This is a genomic window from Erythrobacter sp. KY5 (genome assembly GCF_003264115.1).
GTDB lineage: Bacteria > Pseudomonadota > Alphaproteobacteria > Sphingomonadales > Sphingomonadaceae > Erythrobacter.
In genome coordinates, this window is record NZ_CP021912.1 from 2,750,440 (window position 1) to 2,771,337 (window position 20,898).

Annotated in this window: 18 protein-coding genes; 12 read left to right on the forward strand and 6 right to left on the reverse strand. The window is 63.1% G+C overall.

Annotated elements, in window-relative coordinates:
- Positions 1–368 precede the first annotated feature (368 nt).
- Complete coding sequence (locus CD351_RS13105; protein ID WP_111993050.1) at positions 369–1,871, forward strand: S10 family peptidase; 1,503 nt, start codon at positions 369–371, stop codon at positions 1,869–1,871.
- A gap of 2 nt (positions 1,872–1,873) precedes the next feature.
- The gene (locus CD351_RS13110) at positions 1,874–2,389 is read left to right on the forward strand and encodes a hypothetical protein (protein WP_111993051.1); all 516 of its coding nucleotides are present in this window, start codon (positions 1,874–1,876) and stop codon (positions 2,387–2,389) included.
- On the opposite strand, the gene CD351_RS13115 is transcribed toward CD351_RS13110, so the two are convergent.
- Positions 2,386–4,455: a protein-disulfide reductase DsbD gene (locus tag CD351_RS13115; RefSeq protein ID WP_111993052.1), complete on the reverse strand. Its 2,070-nt coding sequence runs from the start codon at positions 4,453–4,455 to the stop codon at positions 2,386–2,388. The two genes, CD351_RS13110 and CD351_RS13115, sit on opposite strands and share 4 nt — an antisense overlap.
- 90 nt (positions 4,456–4,545) lie before the next feature.
- On the opposite strand from CD351_RS13115, the gene CD351_RS13120 reads away from it, so the two are divergent.
- On the forward strand, positions 4,546–5,775 hold the full coding sequence (locus CD351_RS13120) for an FAD-dependent monooxygenase (protein ID WP_111993053.1): 1,230 nt from the start codon (positions 4,546–4,548) through the stop codon (positions 5,773–5,775).
- A 322-nt stretch (positions 5,776–6,097) separates the two neighbouring features.
- Here CD351_RS13120 and CD351_RS13130 read toward each other — a convergent pair whose 3' ends face one another.
- The 3 genes from CD351_RS13130 to hemC all read right to left on the reverse strand — a co-directional run bounded on the left by CD351_RS13130 (position 6,098) and on the right by hemC (position 8,729).
- Positions 6,098–7,054, reverse strand: a complete 957-nt coding sequence (locus CD351_RS13130; RefSeq protein ID WP_111993055.1) for a hypothetical protein — start codon at positions 7,052–7,054, stop codon at positions 6,098–6,100.
- Between the two features lie 64 nt (positions 7,055–7,118).
- Positions 7,119–7,796, reverse strand: a complete 678-nt coding sequence (locus CD351_RS13135) for a uroporphyrinogen-III synthase (protein ID WP_111993056.1) — start codon at positions 7,794–7,796, stop codon at positions 7,119–7,121.
- Positions 7,797–7,805: 9 nt separating this feature from the next.
- Positions 7,806–8,729 carry a hydroxymethylbilane synthase gene (gene hemC, locus CD351_RS13140; RefSeq protein ID WP_111993057.1) on the reverse strand — a complete coding sequence of 308 codons (924 nt, stop codon included), beginning with the start codon at positions 8,727–8,729 and terminating at the stop codon, positions 7,806–7,808.
- A gap of 86 nt (positions 8,730–8,815) precedes the next feature.
- Here hemC and tsaD point away from each other — a divergent pair, with 86 nt between their 5' ends.
- From tsaD to CD351_RS13190, 9 genes are all read left to right on the forward strand, one after another.
- Positions 8,816–9,871: a tRNA (adenosine(37)-N6)-threonylcarbamoyltransferase complex transferase subunit TsaD gene (tsaD, locus tag CD351_RS13145; RefSeq protein WP_111993058.1), complete on the forward strand. Its 1,056-nt coding sequence runs from the start codon at positions 8,816–8,818 to the stop codon at positions 9,869–9,871.
- A complete protein-coding gene (locus tag CD351_RS13150) occupies positions 9,868–10,875 on the forward strand; it encodes an NAD(P)H-dependent glycerol-3-phosphate dehydrogenase (RefSeq protein ID WP_111993059.1) in 1,008 nt (335 codons plus the stop codon). The genes tsaD and CD351_RS13150 overlap by 4 nt, the downstream gene beginning before the upstream one ends.
- Positions 10,872–12,461, forward strand: coding sequence for a lipopolysaccharide biosynthesis protein (locus CD351_RS13155; RefSeq protein WP_111993060.1), 1,590 nt, complete (start codon positions 10,872–10,874; stop codon positions 12,459–12,461). The genes CD351_RS13150 and CD351_RS13155 overlap by 4 nt, the downstream gene beginning before the upstream one ends.
- Positions 12,462–12,585: 124 nt before the next feature.
- Positions 12,586–14,319 (forward strand): VWA domain-containing protein, encoded by a 1,734-nt coding sequence (locus CD351_RS13160; protein ID WP_111993061.1) that lies wholly within the window; start codon positions 12,586–12,588, stop codon positions 14,317–14,319.
- Between the two features lie 179 nt (positions 14,320–14,498).
- Entirely contained in the window at positions 14,499–15,170 is a 672-nt protein-coding gene (locus tag CD351_RS13165; RefSeq protein ID WP_111993062.1) for a hypothetical protein, read from the forward strand.
- A gap of 116 nt (positions 15,171–15,286) precedes the next feature.
- Positions 15,287–15,655 carry a response regulator gene (locus tag CD351_RS13170; protein WP_111993063.1) on the forward strand — a complete coding sequence of 123 codons (369 nt, stop codon included), beginning with the start codon at positions 15,287–15,289 and terminating at the stop codon, positions 15,653–15,655.
- An 81-nt stretch (positions 15,656–15,736) separates the two neighbouring features.
- Positions 15,737–16,963, forward strand: a complete 1,227-nt coding sequence (locus tag CD351_RS13175; RefSeq protein WP_174214272.1) for an acyl-CoA dehydrogenase — start codon at positions 15,737–15,739, stop codon at positions 16,961–16,963.
- Positions 16,964–17,165: 202 nt separating this feature from the next.
- Positions 17,166–17,810, forward strand: coding sequence for a maleylacetoacetate isomerase (maiA, locus tag CD351_RS13185; RefSeq protein WP_111993065.1), 645 nt, complete (start codon positions 17,166–17,168; stop codon positions 17,808–17,810).
- Positions 17,807–18,817, forward strand: a complete 1,011-nt coding sequence (locus tag CD351_RS13190) for a fumarylacetoacetate hydrolase family protein (RefSeq protein ID WP_111993066.1) — start codon at positions 17,807–17,809, stop codon at positions 18,815–18,817. The genes maiA and CD351_RS13190 overlap by 4 nt, the downstream gene beginning before the upstream one ends.
- A gap of 18 nt (positions 18,818–18,835) precedes the next feature.
- Here the strand turns inward: CD351_RS13190 and CD351_RS13195 are convergent, their stop codons facing one another.
- Positions 18,836–19,534, reverse strand: a complete 699-nt coding sequence (locus tag CD351_RS13195; RefSeq protein WP_111993067.1) for an alternative oxidase — start codon at positions 19,532–19,534, stop codon at positions 18,836–18,838.
- 195 nt (positions 19,535–19,729) lie between these two features.
- Positions 19,730–20,815 (reverse strand): alanine dehydrogenase, encoded by a 1,086-nt coding sequence (gene ald / locus CD351_RS13200; RefSeq protein ID WP_111993068.1) that lies wholly within the window; start codon positions 20,813–20,815, stop codon positions 19,730–19,732.
- Positions 20,816–20,898: the final 83 nt, after the last annotated feature.

Sequence of the window (20,898 nt, forward strand, 5' to 3'; positions counted from 1 at the left end):
TCCAACGTATTTTTCCCAAATGGCACTCACCTCCGCGCAACGTACAAAGGGAAAACCTACCGAGGCTGGATTACTAATTCTCAATGGTTAGATGAATTCGGAAAAGTTAGGACAAGCCCATCAGACGCGGCGAGCGCAATTTCTGAGACTAATGTGAACGGATGGCGCTTTTGGTTTGTGAGACGTCCGCAGGATGAGGATTGGCAGCGGATGGACACTCTTAAGTCGTGAGCGCATTTGAAATCATCAGCTTGATAATAGCAATCGTTCTCCTCGCTGGAGGATTCGCTTTCGCTGGGATCCAGATAGGACTTTGGATGGGCGGGAAGCCTTGACCCAGAGCGGCGTTCCCTGCCAATCAGCGCGCCATGAAAAATCCGCTCATTCCTGCGCTTGCCGCTGCGCTTCTCGCCACCTCCGCCGCAAGCCCGCTCGCCGCTGACGCGCACAAGGAAGGCGCCGCTTCTGCCGAGCGGATCGAGCCGCAGGTTCGCACTTCACAGCATGCCGGCACATTTGGCAGTCAGCGCATCAGCTACACCGCGACGGTTCGCGAGACGATCCTTGAAAGCGATGACGGCAAGCAGGAAGCAGTCATCGTCACCAGCTCCTACGTCAAGGATCCCGCCGACAAGACGCGGCCCGTCTTCTTCATCTACAATGGTGGTCCCGGTTCAGGCTCCGTCTGGTTGCAGATGGGCGCGTGGGGGCCAAAGCGGGTCGCTATCCCCTCGGACGCGCGCGACGATGGCGCGCCGCCTTATCCGCTGCTCGACAATCCCGACAGCTTGCTCGACGTCGCGGACCTCGTCTTCATCGACCCGCCGGGAACCGGTTTCAGCTATCTGACACAAGGGACCGATCCCAAGAAATATTACGGCCTGCGCCAGGACGCCCGCGCGGTTGCTCAGGTGATCCGGCGCTGGATCAACGACAACGAACGCTGGTCGAGCCCCAAATATCTCGGCGGGGAAAGCTACGGCACGAGCCGCACCGCGATGGTGGTCGATGAGCTTGAGGGATCGACTTTCAACGATGTCGGTCTCAACGGGCTGATCCTGATCTCGACCATCCTCGATTTCGCAGGGCGCGAGCCGACGCCGGGCAATGAGATGGCCTATATCGTCACGCTCCCCAATATGGCGGCGGCGGCGTGGTACCACGGCAAGGTCGAAGCGCCCTCGGTCGAAGCGATTGCGCAGCAAGCGCGCGAATTTGCCATCGGCCCGTTCGCAACCGCGCTTCTGAAAGGGCAGGACTTGCCCGATGCCGAGCGCGCGGCTGTCCGCGCCGAGCTTTCGCGCCTGACCGGCCTTTCGGAGCAATATCTCGATCAGGCGAACCTGCGCGTCACGGCGCAGCGTTTCTACAAGGAGCTTTTGCGCGACAGGGGCCTCACTATCGGAAGGCTCGATGCGCGCTACACAGGCGTCGATTACGACAATGCGGGCGAAACGCCCGACAGCGATCCCAGCTTCTACGGCATCGACGCTGGCTACACGGCGGCTGTGAACCAGTGGCTGCGCGAAGGGCTCGGCTTCAAGACGGATCGGGAATACCAGTCTATCGGCAGCCTCGGTGCGCAATGGGACTGGTCGCTCCAGGGGCGCGGGCGCAACGCCTATCTCAATGTCGCTCCGTTCATCGGGCGCGCGATGCGGCAGAACTCGCAGCTGCGTGTATTCAATGCGCAAGGGTGGTACGACTTTGCGACGCCGTTCTTCGGGGCGGAGTATTCGCTCAACCGGTTTGGCATTCCGCAGGATCGGATCACCTACACCTATTATGACGCAGGCCACATGATGTATGTCCGCGACGAGGACCGCCGTCAGCTTTCCGCCGATTTGCGCGAGTTTATCACCGCGCGATGAGGATGATTGCACTGGCGTCCGTACTGGCGCTTGCCGCATGCAAGCCGCCGCCGACCGATGCCGACATGACCCGCGACATGCCGGCGGCGGAGCCGACATTCGCCTCCGAACCGCTCCCCTCGCCCGAGACCGAAGGGGCGATGTGGGCGCGCTCGCAGAAGAATGTACAGCGGCTGGTCTACGGCATACCGGGCGAGCCTGCGCTGGTGACGCTCGAATGCCGCGATCAGGATGGTTCTGTCCCCGAGCTTCAGATTACCCGCATATCGCCCGCCGATGAAGGCGCGGGCGCAATGCTAGCGCTGGTCGGAAACGGACATATCGGACGCATGGCAGTCGATGCGCGCGAGGTAAACGGGCGGCTGATGTGGCAGGGAGAGCGCCTTGCCGCCGATCTGGTGTGGGAACCGCTCGCCGGGCCGCGCGCGCTTGGATTGACTGTACCGGGAGCTGGCCGGGTCGAGTTGAACCCAAGCGATCTTCCCGGCGAGTTTATCGAGGACTGCCGGGAAAGTTAGCGCGACCGCTCAGCCCGCTCTGTCAGCATGTCGGGAGTGAGAACCTGCGGCAATTGTTCGGCGTCCGCTCCCGGTTCGTACCACAGGTATAGCGGCACGCCCGCCGCGCCCTGCTCGCCCAGAAAGCCGGTGATTTCCTCATCACGCACAGTCCAATCACCGACAATCGCGATCACGCCCGCCTGCTCGAAAGCGTCGGCGGTGACTTCGCGTTCGATCGCGACGCTTTCGTTGACCTTGCAGGTGACGCACCAGTCTGCGGTGAACCATACGAAAACCGGCTGGCCGCTGGCGCGCGCTTCGGCAAGCGCCTCACGGCTGAATTCCTGTGGGGAGAGGAGCGAGGCGGCAAGATCGCGGCTTGGCGGGGCGTAGCCGCTTGGCAGGGCGAAAGCGCCGAAGATGAGGAACGGCGCGGCGACAAGCCCGAATGCAGGCCACGCCATCTTGCCCGCCTGCTGCAAACGCCCGACCACGAACAGCGCAAGCACGATCCCGAACAGCATGATGAGCGCGAACAGCGCAAAGCCGCGCCCGCCAAGCTGCGCCGTGAGCCAGATGAGCGCGAGCGCGGTGAGGCCCATGGGGATCGCCATCAGGCGGCGGAACCGGTCCATCCATGCGCCGGGCTTGGGCAGCATCCGGCGCAAGGCAGGGACGAACCCGATGGCGAGGAATGGCAACGCCAACCCCAGCCCAAGCGTGGCGAACAGCACGAGCGCGAGTGGCGTCGGCAACAGCAGCGCAGCACCCAACGCCGCAGCCATGAACGGCCCGGTGCACGGCGTCGCTGCGATTGCGGCAAGCAGCCCGGTCGCAAAGGCGCTGCGCCCTGCTCCGTTACCGGTGTCGATACTGGGCAGCTCGAAGATGCCTGCAAAGTTCATCGTGATGACGGTGGCAAGCACCAGCAAGGCGATGACGACGCTCGGCTCCTGCAACTGAAACGCCCAGCCCACCTGCTCTCCTGCCGCGCGCAGAGCCAGCATGATGCCGCCAAGCGCCACGCAGGCAATCACCACGCCAGCGGTGTAGGCAATACCTTCGGCCCGCGCCTCGGCCTCGCTCCCGCCGGCGCGCGCAAGGCTCAGGGCCTTGAGGCTCAGGATCGGGAAGACACAAGGCATGATGTTGAGGATGAGCCCGCCCACCAGTGCGCCAAGGATCAGGGTCCAGAGCGCAGGCGCATTGACGCCCATCTGCGCGCCGATTGACGGCAGGCCTTGCGGCACCTCGCCCGGTTCCGCGGTGAAACGAACGCCCGTTTCCTTGTCGAATGCGAGAATGCCGGACACGCTCTGAGCTTCGCCTGAGCCGAAAGGATCCAGCGGTATCTCCGCGACCAGCATATCGCCTTCGCGGTAGAGCGCCTGTGCGGGTGGGTACTGGACCAGCCGCGCCTCGGCGATGAAGACATGCGGCTCAGCCAAAGCCACGCTCTCGGGGATCGGAATGGCGAGGCGCAGCATGTCGCCCGCGATCTCGAACTGCGCGCTCGCATCGAGAAGCGGCGCAATTTCGGCCCGCCAGCGCGCAAAATCGCCGCCCTGCCCTGCACTCAGCGCAGCGTCCTGCGGCACGCAAAGGACATCGGTGCAGGCGAGATACTCGGCATAGCCGGTGACATTCGGCAGCCCTTCGATTGCCGTGCCATCAGGCACGCTGACCGGCACCAGCACCGTGTAAGGCCCCTTGTAGATGTGGTTCATCAGGCTCTGCGTCGGCAGCTCCTGAATGAACCGTTCGGGCACGGGATACAGCGCCTCGCCCATCTCCCAGCCCTCTGGCAGGTTGGGCCGCAAGACCATCCCCAGCCCCGCATCTCCGGGATTGGACCAATAGCCGTGCCACTCATCACTCGTCGGGGTGAAACGCAGCGCGAGCATCCATTCCTCGCCCGCGCGCGGCATGCCATCGGCGACCAGCTGCACCGCGATGTTATCATCGCCATAACGGACGCGCGGTTCGCTCTCCGCCTCCTGCGCAGCCGCACCGCTCGCCAGCAAAAGCGCGGCGAACAGCCCGATCAACCATGCAGGAAGCGCAAAGCGCGGTGCAGCGAACAATATTGCCTCGTCTCGTTTCGTCAGCGTAAGCGGCCTTAACCGGCGAAGATAATCTTCGCAAAGGCCGCGTGAAGGGTTACGAGGGTTCGCATGACGACCAAAGCAGAATTCGATACCGCCGATCTCCTGATCCTCGGCGGGGGTCTTGTGGGCATGACGCTGGCGCTGGCCGCTGCAAAACAGGGCATGACCAGCCATGTCATCGACCGCGCCGACCCGGCCGAGCTCACTGCCGAGGGCTTCGACGACCGCGCCACCGCGATCTCGACCGCAAGCTGGCACCTGTTCCGCAATATCGGGATCGCAGACGGGCTCGAACCCTTCGCCTGCGACATCGCCAGCATTGCCGTCACCGACCAGAACCGCCCCGGTCGTCTCGACTTCACACCTGAGCCGCATGAGGGGACGCTGGGCCGCATGTTCCCCAATCGCCGCCTGCGCCTTGCCCTGTTCGAAGCCGCTGCGGACGAGCCGAACATCAACTGGGTTTCCAAGGCCGAAATCGTCGAGCGTCAGCGCAGCGAATTCGGTGTTGCCGCCGTGCTGGCAGATGGCCGCAAGCTGAAAGGCCGGCTCATGGTCGCCGCCGAAGGGCGCGGATCGCCGACCCGCGACGAGGCAGGCATCACCATTGCCAAGTGGGACTACCACCACCGCGCCATCATCGCCGGGCTCACCCATTCCAAACCGCACGACAATGTTGCGTGGGAAATCTTCTACCCCGCAGGGCCCTTCGCGCTTCTGCCAATGAATGACGATGCCGACGGCACGCATCGCTCTTCGCTGGTGTGGACTGTTTCGGAAGAGGACGGCAAGGCAGTGACCAAGCTCGGCGACCGCGCGTTCATGGCCGAAGTGCAAAAGCGCATGGGCGATATCCTCGGCGAGGTGACCAGCATCGGTGCGCGTTCAAGCTGGCCGCTCGGCTTTCACCATACCGCCAAGATAACCGACGAGCGGCTCGCGCTGATCGGGGATGCAGCGCACGGTATCCACCCGATTGCAGGCCAAGGCCTTAACCTTGGCCTTCGCGATGTAGGCGCCTTGGTAGAGGTTCTTGCAGAGGGCGCTCGCATCGGGCTCGATCCGGGCGATGCGCAGCTGTTGAAGCGCTATGAGACGTGGCGCGGGCTCGACAGCTTCATGGTCGCGCTCGCCACCGACGGGCTCACCCGCCTGTTCGGCGTACCCGGCAAAACGGCTAGCGCTGTGCGCCGGATCGGCATGGCAGCGGTTCAGCGCACGCCTGTGCTCAAGACCTTCTTCATGGACGAAGCGCGCGGTGTCTCGGGCGACTTGCCTGAACTGCTGAAGGCCTGACGAAGCTGCTTGGAAGTCAGCGATTACACGCGCCACCGTCTACTTACCCAAGACCCAACCCACAAAGCGTGTCCAAGGGTCATATGCGAAGAAGGTTGCCCAAGCAAAAGCGTTCATCGAGAGCAAAACGATGCCGGACTCCCAATCAAGATCTTCGGTCAAAATGCTGTCGCCAAAAATGAACTGCGAGACCATCGCAGCCAAAGTAAAGATCGTTACGAGCGACGCGACAAGGCCGAGCCAAGTTCGCGAGTTCGAGTGAAAGAAACTCATTGCGGACCCCTATCTCGCACCATTCAGACCGAGCGACTATGCCTATGCGCTAGTCGTCGCCCGTCTGATCAACAGGGCTTGGTTGGCGCACGACATTGCCTGCTCCATCGCGAAGACCGCTTTGGTCAAGGACGGCAGCGGTCTCGATCACTTCCAACGCCTGCATAGCGTCGCGAAAACGCTCGGCATCGGCAATCCAGCTTTCGGCCTGCTCGGCGCCCGGCATGCCGCGGATCTCATCGATTGCGTTCTGGTAGCGCCCTTGTTCGAGCGCGATGCGCGCACGGTCCAGCCGGCGTTCCGGCTGTGACGACGGAGTGCTCTCGCGGCGGATCACGAAAAGCTGGCTCATCTCGCGCTGCATGCGTTCCCAGCTGATGCCCTCATCGCGCTCGACCAGTTGCGGACCAAGGCCATCGAGACGCGCGGTGAGGTTGTCGTAGCGGATCGGGTTGCGCGCAAAGGTGATGATCGTGTTGACCGCGTTGGGCCATTGATCTGAGAAACGTAGGCGCAGCTGGTCGGCGAGATAGCCCAGTTCCGCCCCACGCTCGACCGCGCGGCGGGTGGCAAAGGCGATCAGAAGTCCTTCGGCGCGCGCCGCGTTACCCGCAGCCGCCTGTGCCTGAAGATCAAGCCGCGCGAGCCGCTGTTCGGCGGCGGCAAGCCGCTGGTCGAGGCCGCCCTGCTGCTCGGCAACGTTGCGAACGGCCTCCGCTGCGCCTTCGGTGTCGCCCTCTTCCAGGGCTGCGACTGCGTCAGCGATTGGGCTCGGCGAAGGGCTCGCAGGCGTTGTCGGCGTGGGCGACGGGTCGCCCGCAATCGGTGTCGCGCCGGGAAGCTCCGGCGGGACTTCGGCAGCCGCAATCGGCTGCTCTTCTGGTGTCAGATTGTACCAAACCACATACCCCACCAGCGCTCCGCCGACGAGGAATGAAGCAAACGCAGCCAGCGCAAACCGCCCGGTAGAGGCGGGCTTTCTGCGGCTGCCATATTTCGATGCCATCGAATATCCGTCTATAATGACCCAAGAGGCCGGAGTTTTCTCCGTACCGGGACGATCCGCTTGCCTATATGCACGTCTCGCGGACCAATTCCAACAATGCGGTGTCATTGGGCGCGGGCGAGACGTGGATAGATTGCCAGCCGGTTCCGGCAGCTTCGGCGATGCGCGGGCCGAGAACGGCAAGCTTAATGCGCGAGCGTTGAAGTGCAAGGCGCCGGGTTTCGCTATCGAAGCGTTCGGCTGCGACGGCGGAGTGAAGCAGCACCGTCAGGCCAAGCTGGTCGAGCGCGCGTAAGGGTTCAGGCAATTCGAGCGGCACGCTCTCATAAGCGATACGGGTCACGATCTCGACGCCATCTGGAGCAGTTAGCGGAACGTGTTTCTCACCCGCGATTCGCAGGAAGCGGGTGGGCTTGGTGACAGCATCGAGAACGTTCTGAAGACCGCCTGTGCCGACATTCGCAATCTCGAATCCAGCCTCTTGCGCCGCCTCAGCAGTGGTCTGCCCTACTGCGTGAACGGGCTTGTTCGTGATGGAACTGAGCGCATCGCCCCCATGCCGGATCGCATTGGCGCTACCGATGAGGATGGCATCGAAACTTGAGGAATCAGGGCAATCCCATTCGCGCGGCCGCACTTCAAACAGCGGGTATCCTATCATGTTCAGGCCCAGCTGCTTGCCTGCCTCCATTGTCGCGGCAAGCCCCGGTTCGGGCCGCACGGCAAGAACGAAACCGGACATGGAGTGCGCTTACCCTTCGCCGCCGAAATGCTCGGCGATGGCGGGGGTGGCGCGGTGGAGCAGGTCTGCGGCGAGCGCATGGACAGGAGCATGATCGCCAGCACTGAAACTCGCTTCGCCATCGACCCGCTCGGAGCCATCCGGGCTGAACAAGGCGGCGCGCATGGTCAGTTCGCCCGCATCGCCGCTGCAAAGGACAGCCACCGGCGAGTGGCACGTACCGCCAAGCTTGGCGAGCAATGCGCGTTCCGCTTCAAGCTCTGCTCGGGTCGCTGTGTGGTCGATTGCAGCCAGCAATTCGCCTGCCACCTCATCGTCTGCACGGCATTCGAGAGCGATCACCCCTTGCGCTGCTGCCGGTATCCAGTCGCCCGTTTCAAGCGGTGCGCCGACTTCGCTCTGGCCCAAACGTTCAAGACCGGCCGCCGCAAGAAAAGTCACGTCCGCCTCGCCCGCTTCAAGCTTGCCGAGCCGTGTCGCGACATTGCCGCGGAATGTCACGACCTTGCAGTCGGGCCGAAGATTGAGGAGCTGCGAGGCGCGGCGCGGTGCGCTTGTCCCGACGGTCGCGCCACGGGGAATATCGGCGATGCTGGCCGCTCCCACCAACGCATCGCGGCGGTCAGCGCGCGGCAGGAAGGCGGCAAAGCGAAAGGCGTCGGGACGGATCGTCTCCACGTCCTTTGCCGAATGAACCGCCACGTCGATCTTGCCCTCTGCAAGCCACGCATCGAGTTCCTTGGTCCACAGTGCCTTGCCTCCGATCTCGGCAAGCGGGCGGTCCAGCACCTTGTCGCCGCTGGCCACCACGGGGACCAGTTCGACCGCGTCCTCAGCCCAGCCGTGGGCCGCGCACAATCGCTCGCGCGTTTCGAACGCCTGCGCCATCGCGAGCGGTGAATTTCGTGTTCCCAGCTTGAGTTTTGGACGCAATTCACCCGCGCCCCTGGTCGTTTCTGTCACCAAAGTGTCTCCCGTCACGCTTGCTCTAGCCACGCGAGAGACTAGATGGAAGCGCAATGGGATCGACGCGCAACATTGTCCTCGGAATCGAATCGAGCTGTGACGAAACGGCAGTGGCGCTGGTCACGTCCGACCGCCGCATCCTCGCCGAACGCATCGCCAGCCAGGAGGCCGAGCACGCCCCCTATGGCGGCGTCGTGCCCGAAATCGCCGCGCGAGCTCATGCCGAAAGGCTTGCGCCGATGCTCGAAGGGGTGATGGCGGACGTTGGACTGACCTTGGACGATGTGGACGCGATTGCGGCGACCGCCGGGCCCGGCCTGATCGGCGGGGTGATGGTGGGCCTTGTCAGCGCAAAGGCGCTGGCGATGGCATCGGGCAAGCCGTTGATCGCAGTGAACCACCTCGAAGGGCACGCGCTGTCCCCCCGGCTCGCGGACGAGGCGCTGGGCTATCCTTATCTGTTGCTGCTCGTTTCCGGCGGTCATTGCCAGATCCTCAGCGTCGAGGGTGTCGGCGCATATCGCCGCCTCGCAACGACAATCGACGATGCGCTGGGCGAGGCATTCGACAAGACCGCCAAGATTCTCGGCCTCGGCTATCCCGGCGGGCCTGCGGTGGAGCGATTGGCGCTCGAAGGCGACGCAAAGGCAGTCCCACTGCCCCGCCCTATGAAGGGCTCGAAGGAGCCGCATTTCTCCTTTGCGGGGCTGAAAAGCGCCGTGCTGCGCGCTCACGAAAGCGGCGAGCATGAAGCGGCCGACATTGCCGCGAGCTTTCAGCAGGCGGCGATAGACTGCCTGATCGACCGGCTTGAAAAGGCGCTTGGCGCAGCGGGTGCGTACCCTGCTCTGGTTGTCGCCGGAGGCGTTGCCGCGAATGAGGCGGTGCGCGGTGCGCTGGAGGAGCTCGCCTCGCGCCGCTCCATGCGCTTCGTCGCGCCGCCGCTCAAATTGTGCACCGACAATGCAGCGATGATCGCATGGGCCGGGTGCGAGCGGCTTGCGAAGGATCCTGATTTCAAGGGCGACCCTCTCGACCTTAAGGCGCGCCCGCGATGGCCGCTTGATCCGGAGGCCGATAAGGTGCGCGGTGCGGGAGTGAAGGCATGAGCACATCCATCGGTGTCATCGGTGCAGGCGCCTGGGGAACTGCCCTTGCGCAAATGCTCGCCAGCGATGGGCGCGAGGTCCTGCTCTGGGCTTACGAAAGCGAAGTCGTCGACGCGATCAACACCTCGCGCCGCAACCCGCAATTCCTGCCGAGCGCGCAGCTTGCCGACACGATCCGCGCGACCGGCGACCTTGTCGAATTCGCAGCCATCGACACTGCACTGGTCGTCACGCCCGCGCAGCTTTTAGGCAAGGTGCTGTCGGGGCTGACACAGGCCCCGCGCGACCTCGTTCTGTGCTCAAAAGGGATCGAGGCGGGCACCGGACGCCTGATGAACGATGTCGCGCGCGAGGCCGCTCCCGGCAGCGAAATCGCCGTCCTTTCCGGACCGACCTTCGCGCATGAGGTTGCCGCCGGTCTTCCTACCGCCGTAACGCTCGCCTGTGAGGGCGGGCGCGAGCAGTGGGAGCGCCTGTCGCCCGCCATCGCGCGCACAGCCTTCCGCCCCTATTATTCCGACGACGTCACCGGCGCAGAAATCGGGGGTTCGATCAAGAACGTCCTCGCCATCGCCTGCGGCGTGGTCGAAGGGCTTGAGCTTGGCCAGAACGCGCGCGCTGCGCTCATCGCGCGCGGCTATGCCGAAATGCTGCGGTTTGGCGAGCATATGGGAGCGCAGGCCGAGACGCTGGCTGGTCTGTGCGGTCTGGGCGATCTGGTGCTCACCTGCTCATCGACCTCCAGCCGCAATTTCTCGCTCGGCAAGGCGCTCGGCGAAGGGGAAAAGGCCGCCGACCTGATGGCCGACCGCACCACCGTTGCCGAGGGCGCGCACACCGCGCCGGTCCTCGCCAGCCTTGCGAGCGAGCGCGATATCGCGATGCCGATCGTCATCGCGGTCAACGCAATCCTTGACGGCGCATTGCCCAAGGCCGTTGTCGCCGAATTGCTCTCCCGGCCCCTGCGCGCCGAAACACCGTCCGATCAGGGCGACGTCGAGTGACCACACCCACGGACAAACCTGCGGCCCAGCCGCAACCCGCGTCCGGCGGGAATGACGACATGGAAACGCTTGCCAAGGGCGGGCGCACCAACACTCTTGGTTTTGTCCTGCGCCTGCTCGGCGGTATTCCGTTCCTGTTCGTAGGTTTCCGCCTTTACGGCGTCGACGAAATGGGCCGCTTTGCCGCAGCCTTTGTCGTCATCGAGATATTCGCGCTCATCTGCGCGCTGGGCGAAAAGCGCGGGCTTGCGCAGCGCCTGACCGAAGGTGCGGAGGATCACGCCAGAGGTACAGGCGTTCCACCGACCAACCTTGTATTCGACGGGATGCTGACATCGCTTTTGTTCAGCATTGTCGCCTGCGCACTGCTTGTCATCTTCCCGGTGATCATCTTCCCAAGCGGGACGAACAGCGAATTCGACATGTGGATGATCGCCGCGATCCCGGCTTTCGCCCTGACCGAGATCATGCTTGCGGCGCAGGCCTATCGCTATGACATCGCCTCCACCGTGCGTGCGCGTGCCGTGGTCGAGCCGTGGACCAAGTCGATCCTTGTCGCCGGACTGTTCTTCATCCCCGCTCTGGCAAGCGGAGGCATTGCGCTTGCTTTCCTCGCCTCGATCTATGCCGCGCTTTTTACCGCGGCCTGGTCGTTCTTTCGCACCTATGGCTGGCCCGAGGGCTGGCGACCGCGGCCGCGTTACCTGACCAAGATGACCGCGCGCGCCCTCCCCCTGATCGGGGCGGACGTGATTGAGCGCGGGACGCGGCTGCTTGATGTGTTCCTGCTGGGTCAGGCGACCTCGGCGGCGACCGTTGGCATCTACTGGTTCGCAAAGGAAGTCGTCAGCCTGCCGCAAAAGCTCAAATCCAGTTTCGAACCGATCCTTTCGCCGGTCATCACCAAGAACCTGAAGATCGGGAACATGGAAGCCATCGCCGCGCAGGTGCGTCAGGTGGGCTTCTGGATCATCGCCTTGCAATTCGGCATCGCGCTGATGCTTGCGATACCGGGCGAGGCGGTGATGGGCCTTGGCGGTCCGGCCATCGTCGGGGGAACGGGCGCGCTTGCGATCCTGCTTGCTGCCGAAGTGGTCGCATCGATGGCGGTCGTTTCCGAAAGCGTGCTGGTCTACATCGCGAGGAAGCGAAACCTGCTGATCTCGGTCGGGATCATCACCTTGCAGGCCGCGCTGACGATCGGCTTTATCTGGCTGGCGCAGGAAATGGGTTTCGACGAAGGGTTCCAGGCCGCCGGTGCGGCGCTTGCCTTGTTCATTGCCCTTGGCACCTCCAGCCTTATCAAAGCGCTGGTGCTCAAGACGCTGCTGAAAGCGCCTGTGTCGAACTACCGCGCGGCTCTGGTCTATGCGGCGGCGCCCGCTGTGCTTGTCGGCTTCCTGTTCACCGAATTCACGCCCGAATGGGTCGAGCTGGCCATCGGCGGACCGCTGATTCTCGTGGTCTATATGTGGGTCATCTGGAAACGCGGTTTCGATGAGGCGGACAAGGTGCTGTTCCGCAAGAACGCCAAGCTGCCCGAAGAAATTCTTGAGGCAGCGGAAAGCACCGGGAAACCACTGTAACCGGCAGAAAACCGAGCGTCTCCCGCAGCTTGCGCCCCAACATTTCATCGTCCTGACAGCACGTTCAGTCGCTATTCACGCCGCGAGGCAGACTTTTCGAACGGGTAATTCGAGGGGACTGACAATGGGTCTGATGAAGCGTTTCCACCTCAAACTGGTCGGAGCTGCAACGCTCGGCCTCTTCGTTGCAAGCTGCACGCAGCAAGGTGAGCAGATCGTTGTGACGAGCTCGCCTGCGCCGGACACGGGGACAAAGGCTCCGCCACCTCCGCCTCCCCCGCCACCTCCGCCGCCGCCCCCACCGTCTCAAGCGTTGGCCGACAACACGGTCATCGTAACCGGCTCGCGCCGGACCAGTGCCTCGCGCGACCGCAGAAGGACCGGCGCGGTCGAAGCCGAAGTGGCAGCCGCACCGCAGGGCTACTCGGTTCCCGCCGTAATCGTGCCAGTCGATCCGGGCCGTGAACGGTATGACGGTGAGGAAGTTTCTCCGGTCAAGCTGGTCAGCGCCGAACCGGTCTCGACCTTCAGCGTCGATGTCGACACCGGGGCATACGCCAACGCCCGCCGGTTCCTGCGTCAAGGGATCACGCCGCCGCGCGATGCCGTGCGGACCGAGGAAATGATCAATTATTTCCGCTATGATTATGCGCGCCCGACAACGCGCGACGTGCCTTTCACCACCAATATCGATGTCGCGAAGACCCCGTGGAACGAGGACACCTATCTCATGCGCATCGGGCTGCGCGGATACGATATCGAACGTGACGAGCGCCCGCCTGCAAACCTTGTCTTTCTGATGGATGTGTCGGGTTCGATGGGCCGCCCCGACAAGCTGCCGCTGGTGCAGACCGCGCTTTCCGGCCTTGCGGGCGAGCTTGGCGAGCAGGACCGCGTTTCGATCGTGGTCTATGCAGGCGCGGCTGGCCTCGTGCTTGAACCCACCAATGACACGGCAAAAATCCGCGCGGCGCTCCAGTCGCTGTCGGCAGGCGGATCGACCGCTGGCGGGGCCGGCATCCAGCTTGCCTACAACATCGCCGAGGACAACTTCATCGAAGGCGGCGTCAACCGCGTGATCCTTGCCACCGACGGCGATTTCAACGTGGGCGTTTCGGACCGCGACGCGCTGGTCGAAATGGTCGAGAAGAACCGCGACCGCGGTATCACGCTCACCACGCTCGGCTTTGGCACGGGCAATTACAACGAAGCACTGATGGAGCAGATCGCCAATCACGGGAACGGCAATTACGCCTATATCGACAGCGCGCTTGAGGCGAAGAAAGTGCTGGGCGATGAGATGAGCTCGACCCTCTTCACCATCGCAAAGGACGTGAAAATCCAGGTCGAGTTCAATCCCGCAGTCATCAGCCAGTATCGCCTCGTGGGTTACGAAAACCGGGCGCTGCGTGAACAGGATTTCGACAACGATGCGGTCGATGCCGGCGATATCGGGGCCGGGCACCAGGTCACCGCGATCTACGAAGTCGCGCCCACCGGCTCCGATGGCTGGATCAAGCCGCGCCGATACGAAGACACCCCGGACAGCGCCGCAACCCGCCGCATGGCCGAGGCTGCGCATGTGAAGCTGCGCTATAAACTGCCCGATGGCGACACCTCGCGCATGATCGAAACCGTGGTGATGAGCGACAGCTTCCTCGAAGCGGGCAGACCGTCGGGCGACTTCGCCTTCGCCGCTGCGGTGGCCGCCTATGGGCAGATCCTTCGCGGAGACGATCTGATGATGGGTTTCGGCCACGATGATGTCGAGGCGCTCGCCGGGCGGCAGAACAACTTCATCCGGCAGGAATTTCTCGAATTGAACGCAATTGCGCGCACGGCCCGAACAGGGGGCTGAAACATGCGACCCCGTGACGCCGCGCTCCTTGGTTAGGGAGAGCGCGGCGTCAGGCGCACGGCTGGAACCACCTGGCGAGTGTGGTTCCAGCCGTTTTCGCATGTGAAGCAAGGGCTTTTGCGCGCGCGGCGCTTGCTGCTAAAGGCGCTGCCAGAACCCATTCACAAAAGGCGATTTTCATGGATCCCCAATTGCAGCAATATCTCCCGCTCATCATCGCCGTCGTGGTTGCGCTTCTTTTCCTCGGCTGGATTATCCTGCGCGCCAATCGCAAGACGACGATCGTGGATGACACAACCGGCGGGAAGGACGTGCTCGACGATGGCGCTGAACGGGCCGCCCGCAATCAGGCGCTGATCGACGCGCCCACGGCGGTAAAGCAAGACTTCGGACAGACCAGCGCCAACGCCAATTCGGACAAGATCGCCGCCGCGGGCGAAGTGGCTGACGCGGAAGCCGGTGTCTCGGTTGCGCCGACGGTCGGCGATCCGGTGCCCGAGCGCCCCGATCACTGGGAAGCAGAGCAGCCCGCAGACGCCATTCCTGAGCCTGCTCCCGAACCCGCCCCGGCCCCTGCCTCCGCCCCCGCGACGCCCGTTGCGAGCGGCGAGGCCGACGACCTCACCCGCATAAAGGGGCTTGGTCCCAAGCTTCAGACCATCCTGGCCCAACAGGGGATCACGCGGTATGGCCAGATTGCCGCCTGGAGCGAGGACGACATCGCCCGGATCGATGCGGGTCTTGGCCGTTTCTCCGGTCGCATCACCCGCGACCAGTGGGTCGAACAGGCCAAATTGCTGAGTGCCGGCGACGAAACCGGATTCAGCGAAAAGTTCGGCCGCACACAATAGAAACAAAGGCTAAAGTCTCAGCCACGGAAACTTTCCTAGGCCGCGCATTAGGGTTCGCGCACAATTTGTGTTACCTACTTACCGAGGGATCAGGACGGCATTGAGGGGACTGATTCGTGACGCACAAAATCCTGGTTGCAGAAGACGAGATGATCGTCGCTTTCGATCTGATCGAAACCGTTGAGGAAGCGGGATTTGAGGTCGACGGACCCCATGCGGGCGTCTCTTCGGCCATGCTCGCCTACCAGAAAGAAAAGCCGGCTCTCGCGATCTTTGATATCCAGTTACAGGATGGCAATGCGCTCGAACTCGCGCGCACCATGATGGAAGAAGACGTGCCGGTCGTGTTCTACACGGGCAGCCGCGATGTCATGGAAGTGGCCGAGCAATTCCCAAATTCCTACGCGCTTGCCAAGCCGTGCCCCCCTTCGGCGATGCTCAGCACGATCAGCGAAGCGCTGGAATTCCGCTCCGCTCAAGCGTAAGCTCCCGAGACGTTAGCCACGCCCCTTGCAGGCCACCGCGAGTCCTGCGAGAGACGGGCAACAAGTTTCAGGAGCAACCAGATGCACGCGCCGAAAGCCCTTGGCCCTTCCCCCGAACTCGCAAGCGCCGGGATCGTACCGTTCAATTGGGAAGACCCCTTCGACCTCGAAAGCCAGCTGACCGAAGACGAACGCATGATCCGCGATGCCGCACGCGGCTTTGCGCAGAGCGAGCTGCAACCGCGCGTCATCGAGGCTTTCCGTAACGAAGCGAGTGCGCCCGAACTCTTCCCGCTGATGGGACAGGCGGGATTGCTCGGCGCAACCATCCCCGAAGAGCTTGGCGGCGCTGGTGCCGGCTATGTCGCCTATGGCCTCATCGCGCGCGAGATTGAGCGCGTGGACAGCGGCTATCGTTCGATGGCGAGCGTTCAATCCAGCCTCGTGATGCATCCGATCTACGCCTACGGATCGACCGAGCAACGCGAGAAATATCTGCCCGGCCTCGCCAGCGGCGAACTCATCGGCTGTTTCGGCCTGACAGAGCCCGATGCGGGCTCCGACCCTGCCGGTATGAAAACCTACGCGAAGATGGACGGCGACGGTTTCGTGATTTCGGGGTCGAAGACCTGGATTTCGAATTCGCCGTTTGCCGACGTCTTCGTCGTCTGGGCCAAATCCGAAGCGCATGATGGCGCAATCCGCGGCTTCATCCTTGAAAAGGGCATGGAAGGGCTTTCCGCACCCAAGATCGAAGGCAAGATTTCGCTGCGCGCCTCGCCCACCGGCATGATCATGATGGACGAGGTGAAGCTGCCTGCCGATGCGCTGCTTCCCAATGTCGAAGGCCTTAAGGGGCCGTTCGGCTGTCTCAATCGCGCGCGCTATGGCATCAGCTGGGGCGCAATGGGCGCGGCGGAGTTTTGCATGCACGCCGCGCGCCAGTATGGCCTCGACCGCAAGCAATTCGGGCGCCCGCTCGCAGGAACGCAGCTTTATCAGAAAAAACTCGCAGACATGCTCACCGACATTGCGCTCGGGCTTCAGGCGTCGCTTCGCGTGGGTCGCCTGATGGATGAAAACCGTTTCAGCCCCGACATGATTTCAATCGTGAAGCGCAACAATGTCGGCAAGGCTCTCGATATCGCCCGCACCGCTCGCGACATGCATGGCGGCAACGGCATTTCAGAGGAATATCAGGTCATCCGCCACGCGGTGAACCTTGAAACGGTCAACACCTATGAGGGCACACATGATGTTCACGCGCTTATCCTTGGGCGCGGCATCACCGGTCTTGCGGCGTTTTGATCGCCGCATTCGTGCTCGCTGGAAAGCAAAACGGACCGCTGTCCTACACGGCTTGCAATCGCTATGGAGACCGCGTGACGACGCGCGCCGACCTTCTTGCGAACCGCTCGCAAACGATGCTCCAAGTGCCTGAAAACACTAGCGCAGTTTTTGCCCTGGACCGTGTAACATGCGGTCCACTTCTTGGCGCGGGAGAAGGCTCATGAAGCTCTACGGCTACTATCGAAGCTCGACCAGCTACCGCTTGCGGATCGCGCTTGAACTCAAGGGTTTCGATTACGAGAACGTGCCGGTGAACCTGCTCAAGGCTGAGCAGAAGGACGCAAGCTTCACCAGTCGCAACCCGTTCGGCTCGGTGCCGCTTCTCGAAGCCGGTGGCCGCGACCGCGCCCAGTCGATGGCGATGCTCGAATGGCTGGACGAGGCCTATCCCGATCCCGCGCTGCTGCCAGCCGATACCGAAGCGCGCTATACCGTGCGCGAACTGACCTACGCCATTGCGACCGAACTGCACGCGCCGCTCAACCTGCCGGTGCTGAAATGGCTCAAGGACGAATACGGCAAGTCCCAGGAGGAGATCGGCGAGTGGTATCGCCATTGGCTTGAGCGCACGCTCTCGCCGGTGGAGGCGCGGCTGTCGCAGCTTGGGACGACGCGCTTCCTCGGCGATGCGCCGGGCATGTTCGAAGTCGTGCTGTTGCCGCAGGTCTACAATGCGCGCCGCTTCGACTTCGACTTCACCGACTATCACCACATCACCGCGATCGAGGCGGCGTGCCTTGCCCTGCCCGCCTTCCAGCGCGCTCACCCGGACAACCAACCAGACAACCCTGAGAGGAACACATGAAACTAGCCACACTCAACGATGGCACTCGCGACGGCAAACTGGTCGTCGTCTCGAAGGACCTCACCCGCTGCTGCGCGGCGGGCTATATCGCCCCCACGATGCAGGCCGCGCTCGACAATTGGGCGCGGGTTGCGCCGGAACTCGAACTGCTGGCCCGCGACGTCGAGCATGAGGCCGTGCCGTGCGAACGCTTTCACGAGCGGCAGGCGCACTCGCCGCTTCCCCGCGCCTACCAATGGGCGGACGGCAGCGCTTACATCAACCACGTGGAACTGGTGCGAAAAGCGCGCGATGCCGAGGTGCCGGAGAGCTTCTACCACGACCCGCTGATGTATCAGGGCGGCAGCGACGGCTTCCTCCCGCCACGCGCCGACATCCCGCTGGGCGACATCAAGTGGGGCTGCGACATGGAAGGCGAGATCGCGGTGATCGTCGACGATGTGCCGATGGGCGTGAGCGCAGAAGATGCGGCAGGGCACATCAAGCTCATCATGCTGGTCAACGATGTGAGCTTGCGCGGACTGATCCCCGGCGAGCTTGCCAAGGGCTTCGGGTTCTTCCAGTCCAAGCCTGCCAGCGCCTTCTCACCGGTTGCGGTTACGCCCGACGAGCTTGGCGATGCGTGGAAGGACAGTCTCATCCATCTGCCGCTGATGGTCGATTACAATGGCGAACCCTTCGGCCGCGCTGAGGCTGGTGAGGATGCGACCTTCAACCTTGCCGAGCTGGTCGCGCATGCTGCCAAGACGCGCTCGCTGGGCGCGGGCTCGATCATCGGTTCGGGCACGGTCTCGAACAAGGGGCCCCAAGGCGATCCCGGCAAGCCGGTCAGCGAAGGCGGCCTTGGCTATTCGTGCATCGCCGAGATCCGCATGATCGAGACGATCCGCGACGGCAAAGCGACGACCCCCTTCATGTCGCCGGGCGACACGGTGAAGGTCGAGATGAGGGACAAGGACAACCACTCGATCTTCGGTTCGATCGAGCAGGCCGTGGTGCAGGCCTAGGCACGCGATGGGCGAGGTTCAGGCCTCGCCCAGCTTGCGGCGCTTGGCGCGCGTTCCTTCGCGGCGCTCGTCGATGCGGTCGACGAAGCAGTGGTTGACGTCGCGGTGCTCCGCCTCGTCAGCGCGCACCGCGATGATGACATCGCGAAGGCGCGCATCGCTCGGCAGCTGCCAGTAATCGATCGCGATCTGCGGCGCAGATACGTCCTCATGCCGCCCTGCCTCGACCTCGTTCAGGTAGGCAGTGTAGCTGATGACGGCCTCCTCCTCGAAGTAGCCGACGACCCGGTGTGCGGTGCGCGGGGCGAGCAGGTAGAGGAAGAAGTAGAAGTTGTAGAAGACCAGCTGGACCGAGAGGATCAGGAACCGCTCAAACGCATTGGGCTTGGCGATCTCGATGAAGGTCATGAGGTGCATCCGCTCATTCTCGGCCTCGTCAAGAAGCGTGCGGATCCAGCCCTGGTCATCGCGCATCCGGCGAAGCGCGCGCAGGTGCTGGAGAAGCCCGCCAACCATGCCGGGAACCGCAGCAACGGTCTCAAGCACCACGGCGCGGTGGCCGTAGCGCTTGGCAAAAAAAGTGTCGGCAAAGAAGCGCAGCAGCTTCACGAAAGCGAAGGCTACGTGATCGCTCTTCGACTGCGGCGGAACATGGCTGGAAACGTCAGCGTCGTAATTGACCTGGCGCACGAGAGGACGGGTGTCGAACTGTTGCATGAGTAACTCTCAAGTGGCCTGATCCCTTCTACTCGACCCTCATGTCGAGCGCCCTGATCAGGTCGCCATCGGCACCCGAGATATAGCAATCAGGCCCCGGAATTACCCGAGAAACGCACACAATAGGTGTTCGCTTTTGTGCAACTCAAACGCCAGCTGAGACAAAGCGCCTGCGAAATGCGCAAGTCCCAGCAATCAGAAGCCGAGGCTCTCCGCCACCGCCTCGTTCACGATCTTGCCCTCATGCACGTTGAGGCCAAGGCGCAGATGCGGATCGTCCTCACACGCCTTGACCACACCCTTGTTCGCGAGCTCAAGGCCAAAGGGCAGCGTCGCATTGTTGAGGGCGTAGCTCGACGTGTGCGGCACCGCGCCCGGCATATTGGCGACGCAATAATGGATGATGTCGTCGACCATGTAAGTCGGCGCATCGTGCGTGGTCGGCTTTGACGTCTCGAAGCAGCCGCCCTGATCGATTGCGACATCGACCAGCACAGCGCGGTGCTTCATCAGGCCGAGCATGTCGCGCGTCACCAGCTTGGGAGCGCTGGCACCGGGGATGAGGACCGCGCCGACAACCACGTCCGCCGCCGTAATGGCGTCTTCGATGGTCCCGGCATTGGAGTAACGCGTTGTGGCGCGCCCCTGGAACATGTCATCAAGCTCTCGGATGCGAGGCAGCGAACGGTCGAGAATCTCGACATTCGCGCCAAGCCCAACCGCCATGCGCGCGGCTTGCGTTCCGACAACTCCGCCGCCAATCACCACGACCTTGGCCGGAAGCACGCCGGGTACGCCGCCCATAAGGATGCCGCGCCCGCCATTGTTTGCATGGCTCGAATGCGCGCTCGCTTCGATAGAAAGACGCCCCGCGACTTCGCTCATTGGGGCTAGCAGCGGAAGGCCGCCATCGCGGTCTGTCACCGTCTCGTAGGCGACAGCCGACACGCCGCTTTCCATCAGGCCCTTCGCCTGCTCGGGATCGGGTGCGAGGTGGAGATAGGTGAAAAGGATCTGCCCTTCGCGCAGCTGGACCCACTCGTTCGGCTGCGGCTCCTTGACCTTCACGATCATCTCGGCGCTCGCAAAGACCTCTTCTGCGGTGTCCACGATCTCGGCGCCGATGGCGCGGTAATCGTCATCGGTCTTGCTGATCCCCGTGCCAGCGCCGCTTTCGAGCATGACGCGGTGGCCGGCGGCGATGTATTCGCGAGCAGATTCAGGCGTCAAACCGACGCGGTATTCGTGGTTCTTGATCTCTTTAGGAACGCCGACAAGCATGGCTTTCTCCTCTCGACTCAGGTTTTGCGTCCCCCTAGCGCCGACGCAACAATGTTTCAATTGAAACGAACTCAATTGCTCGC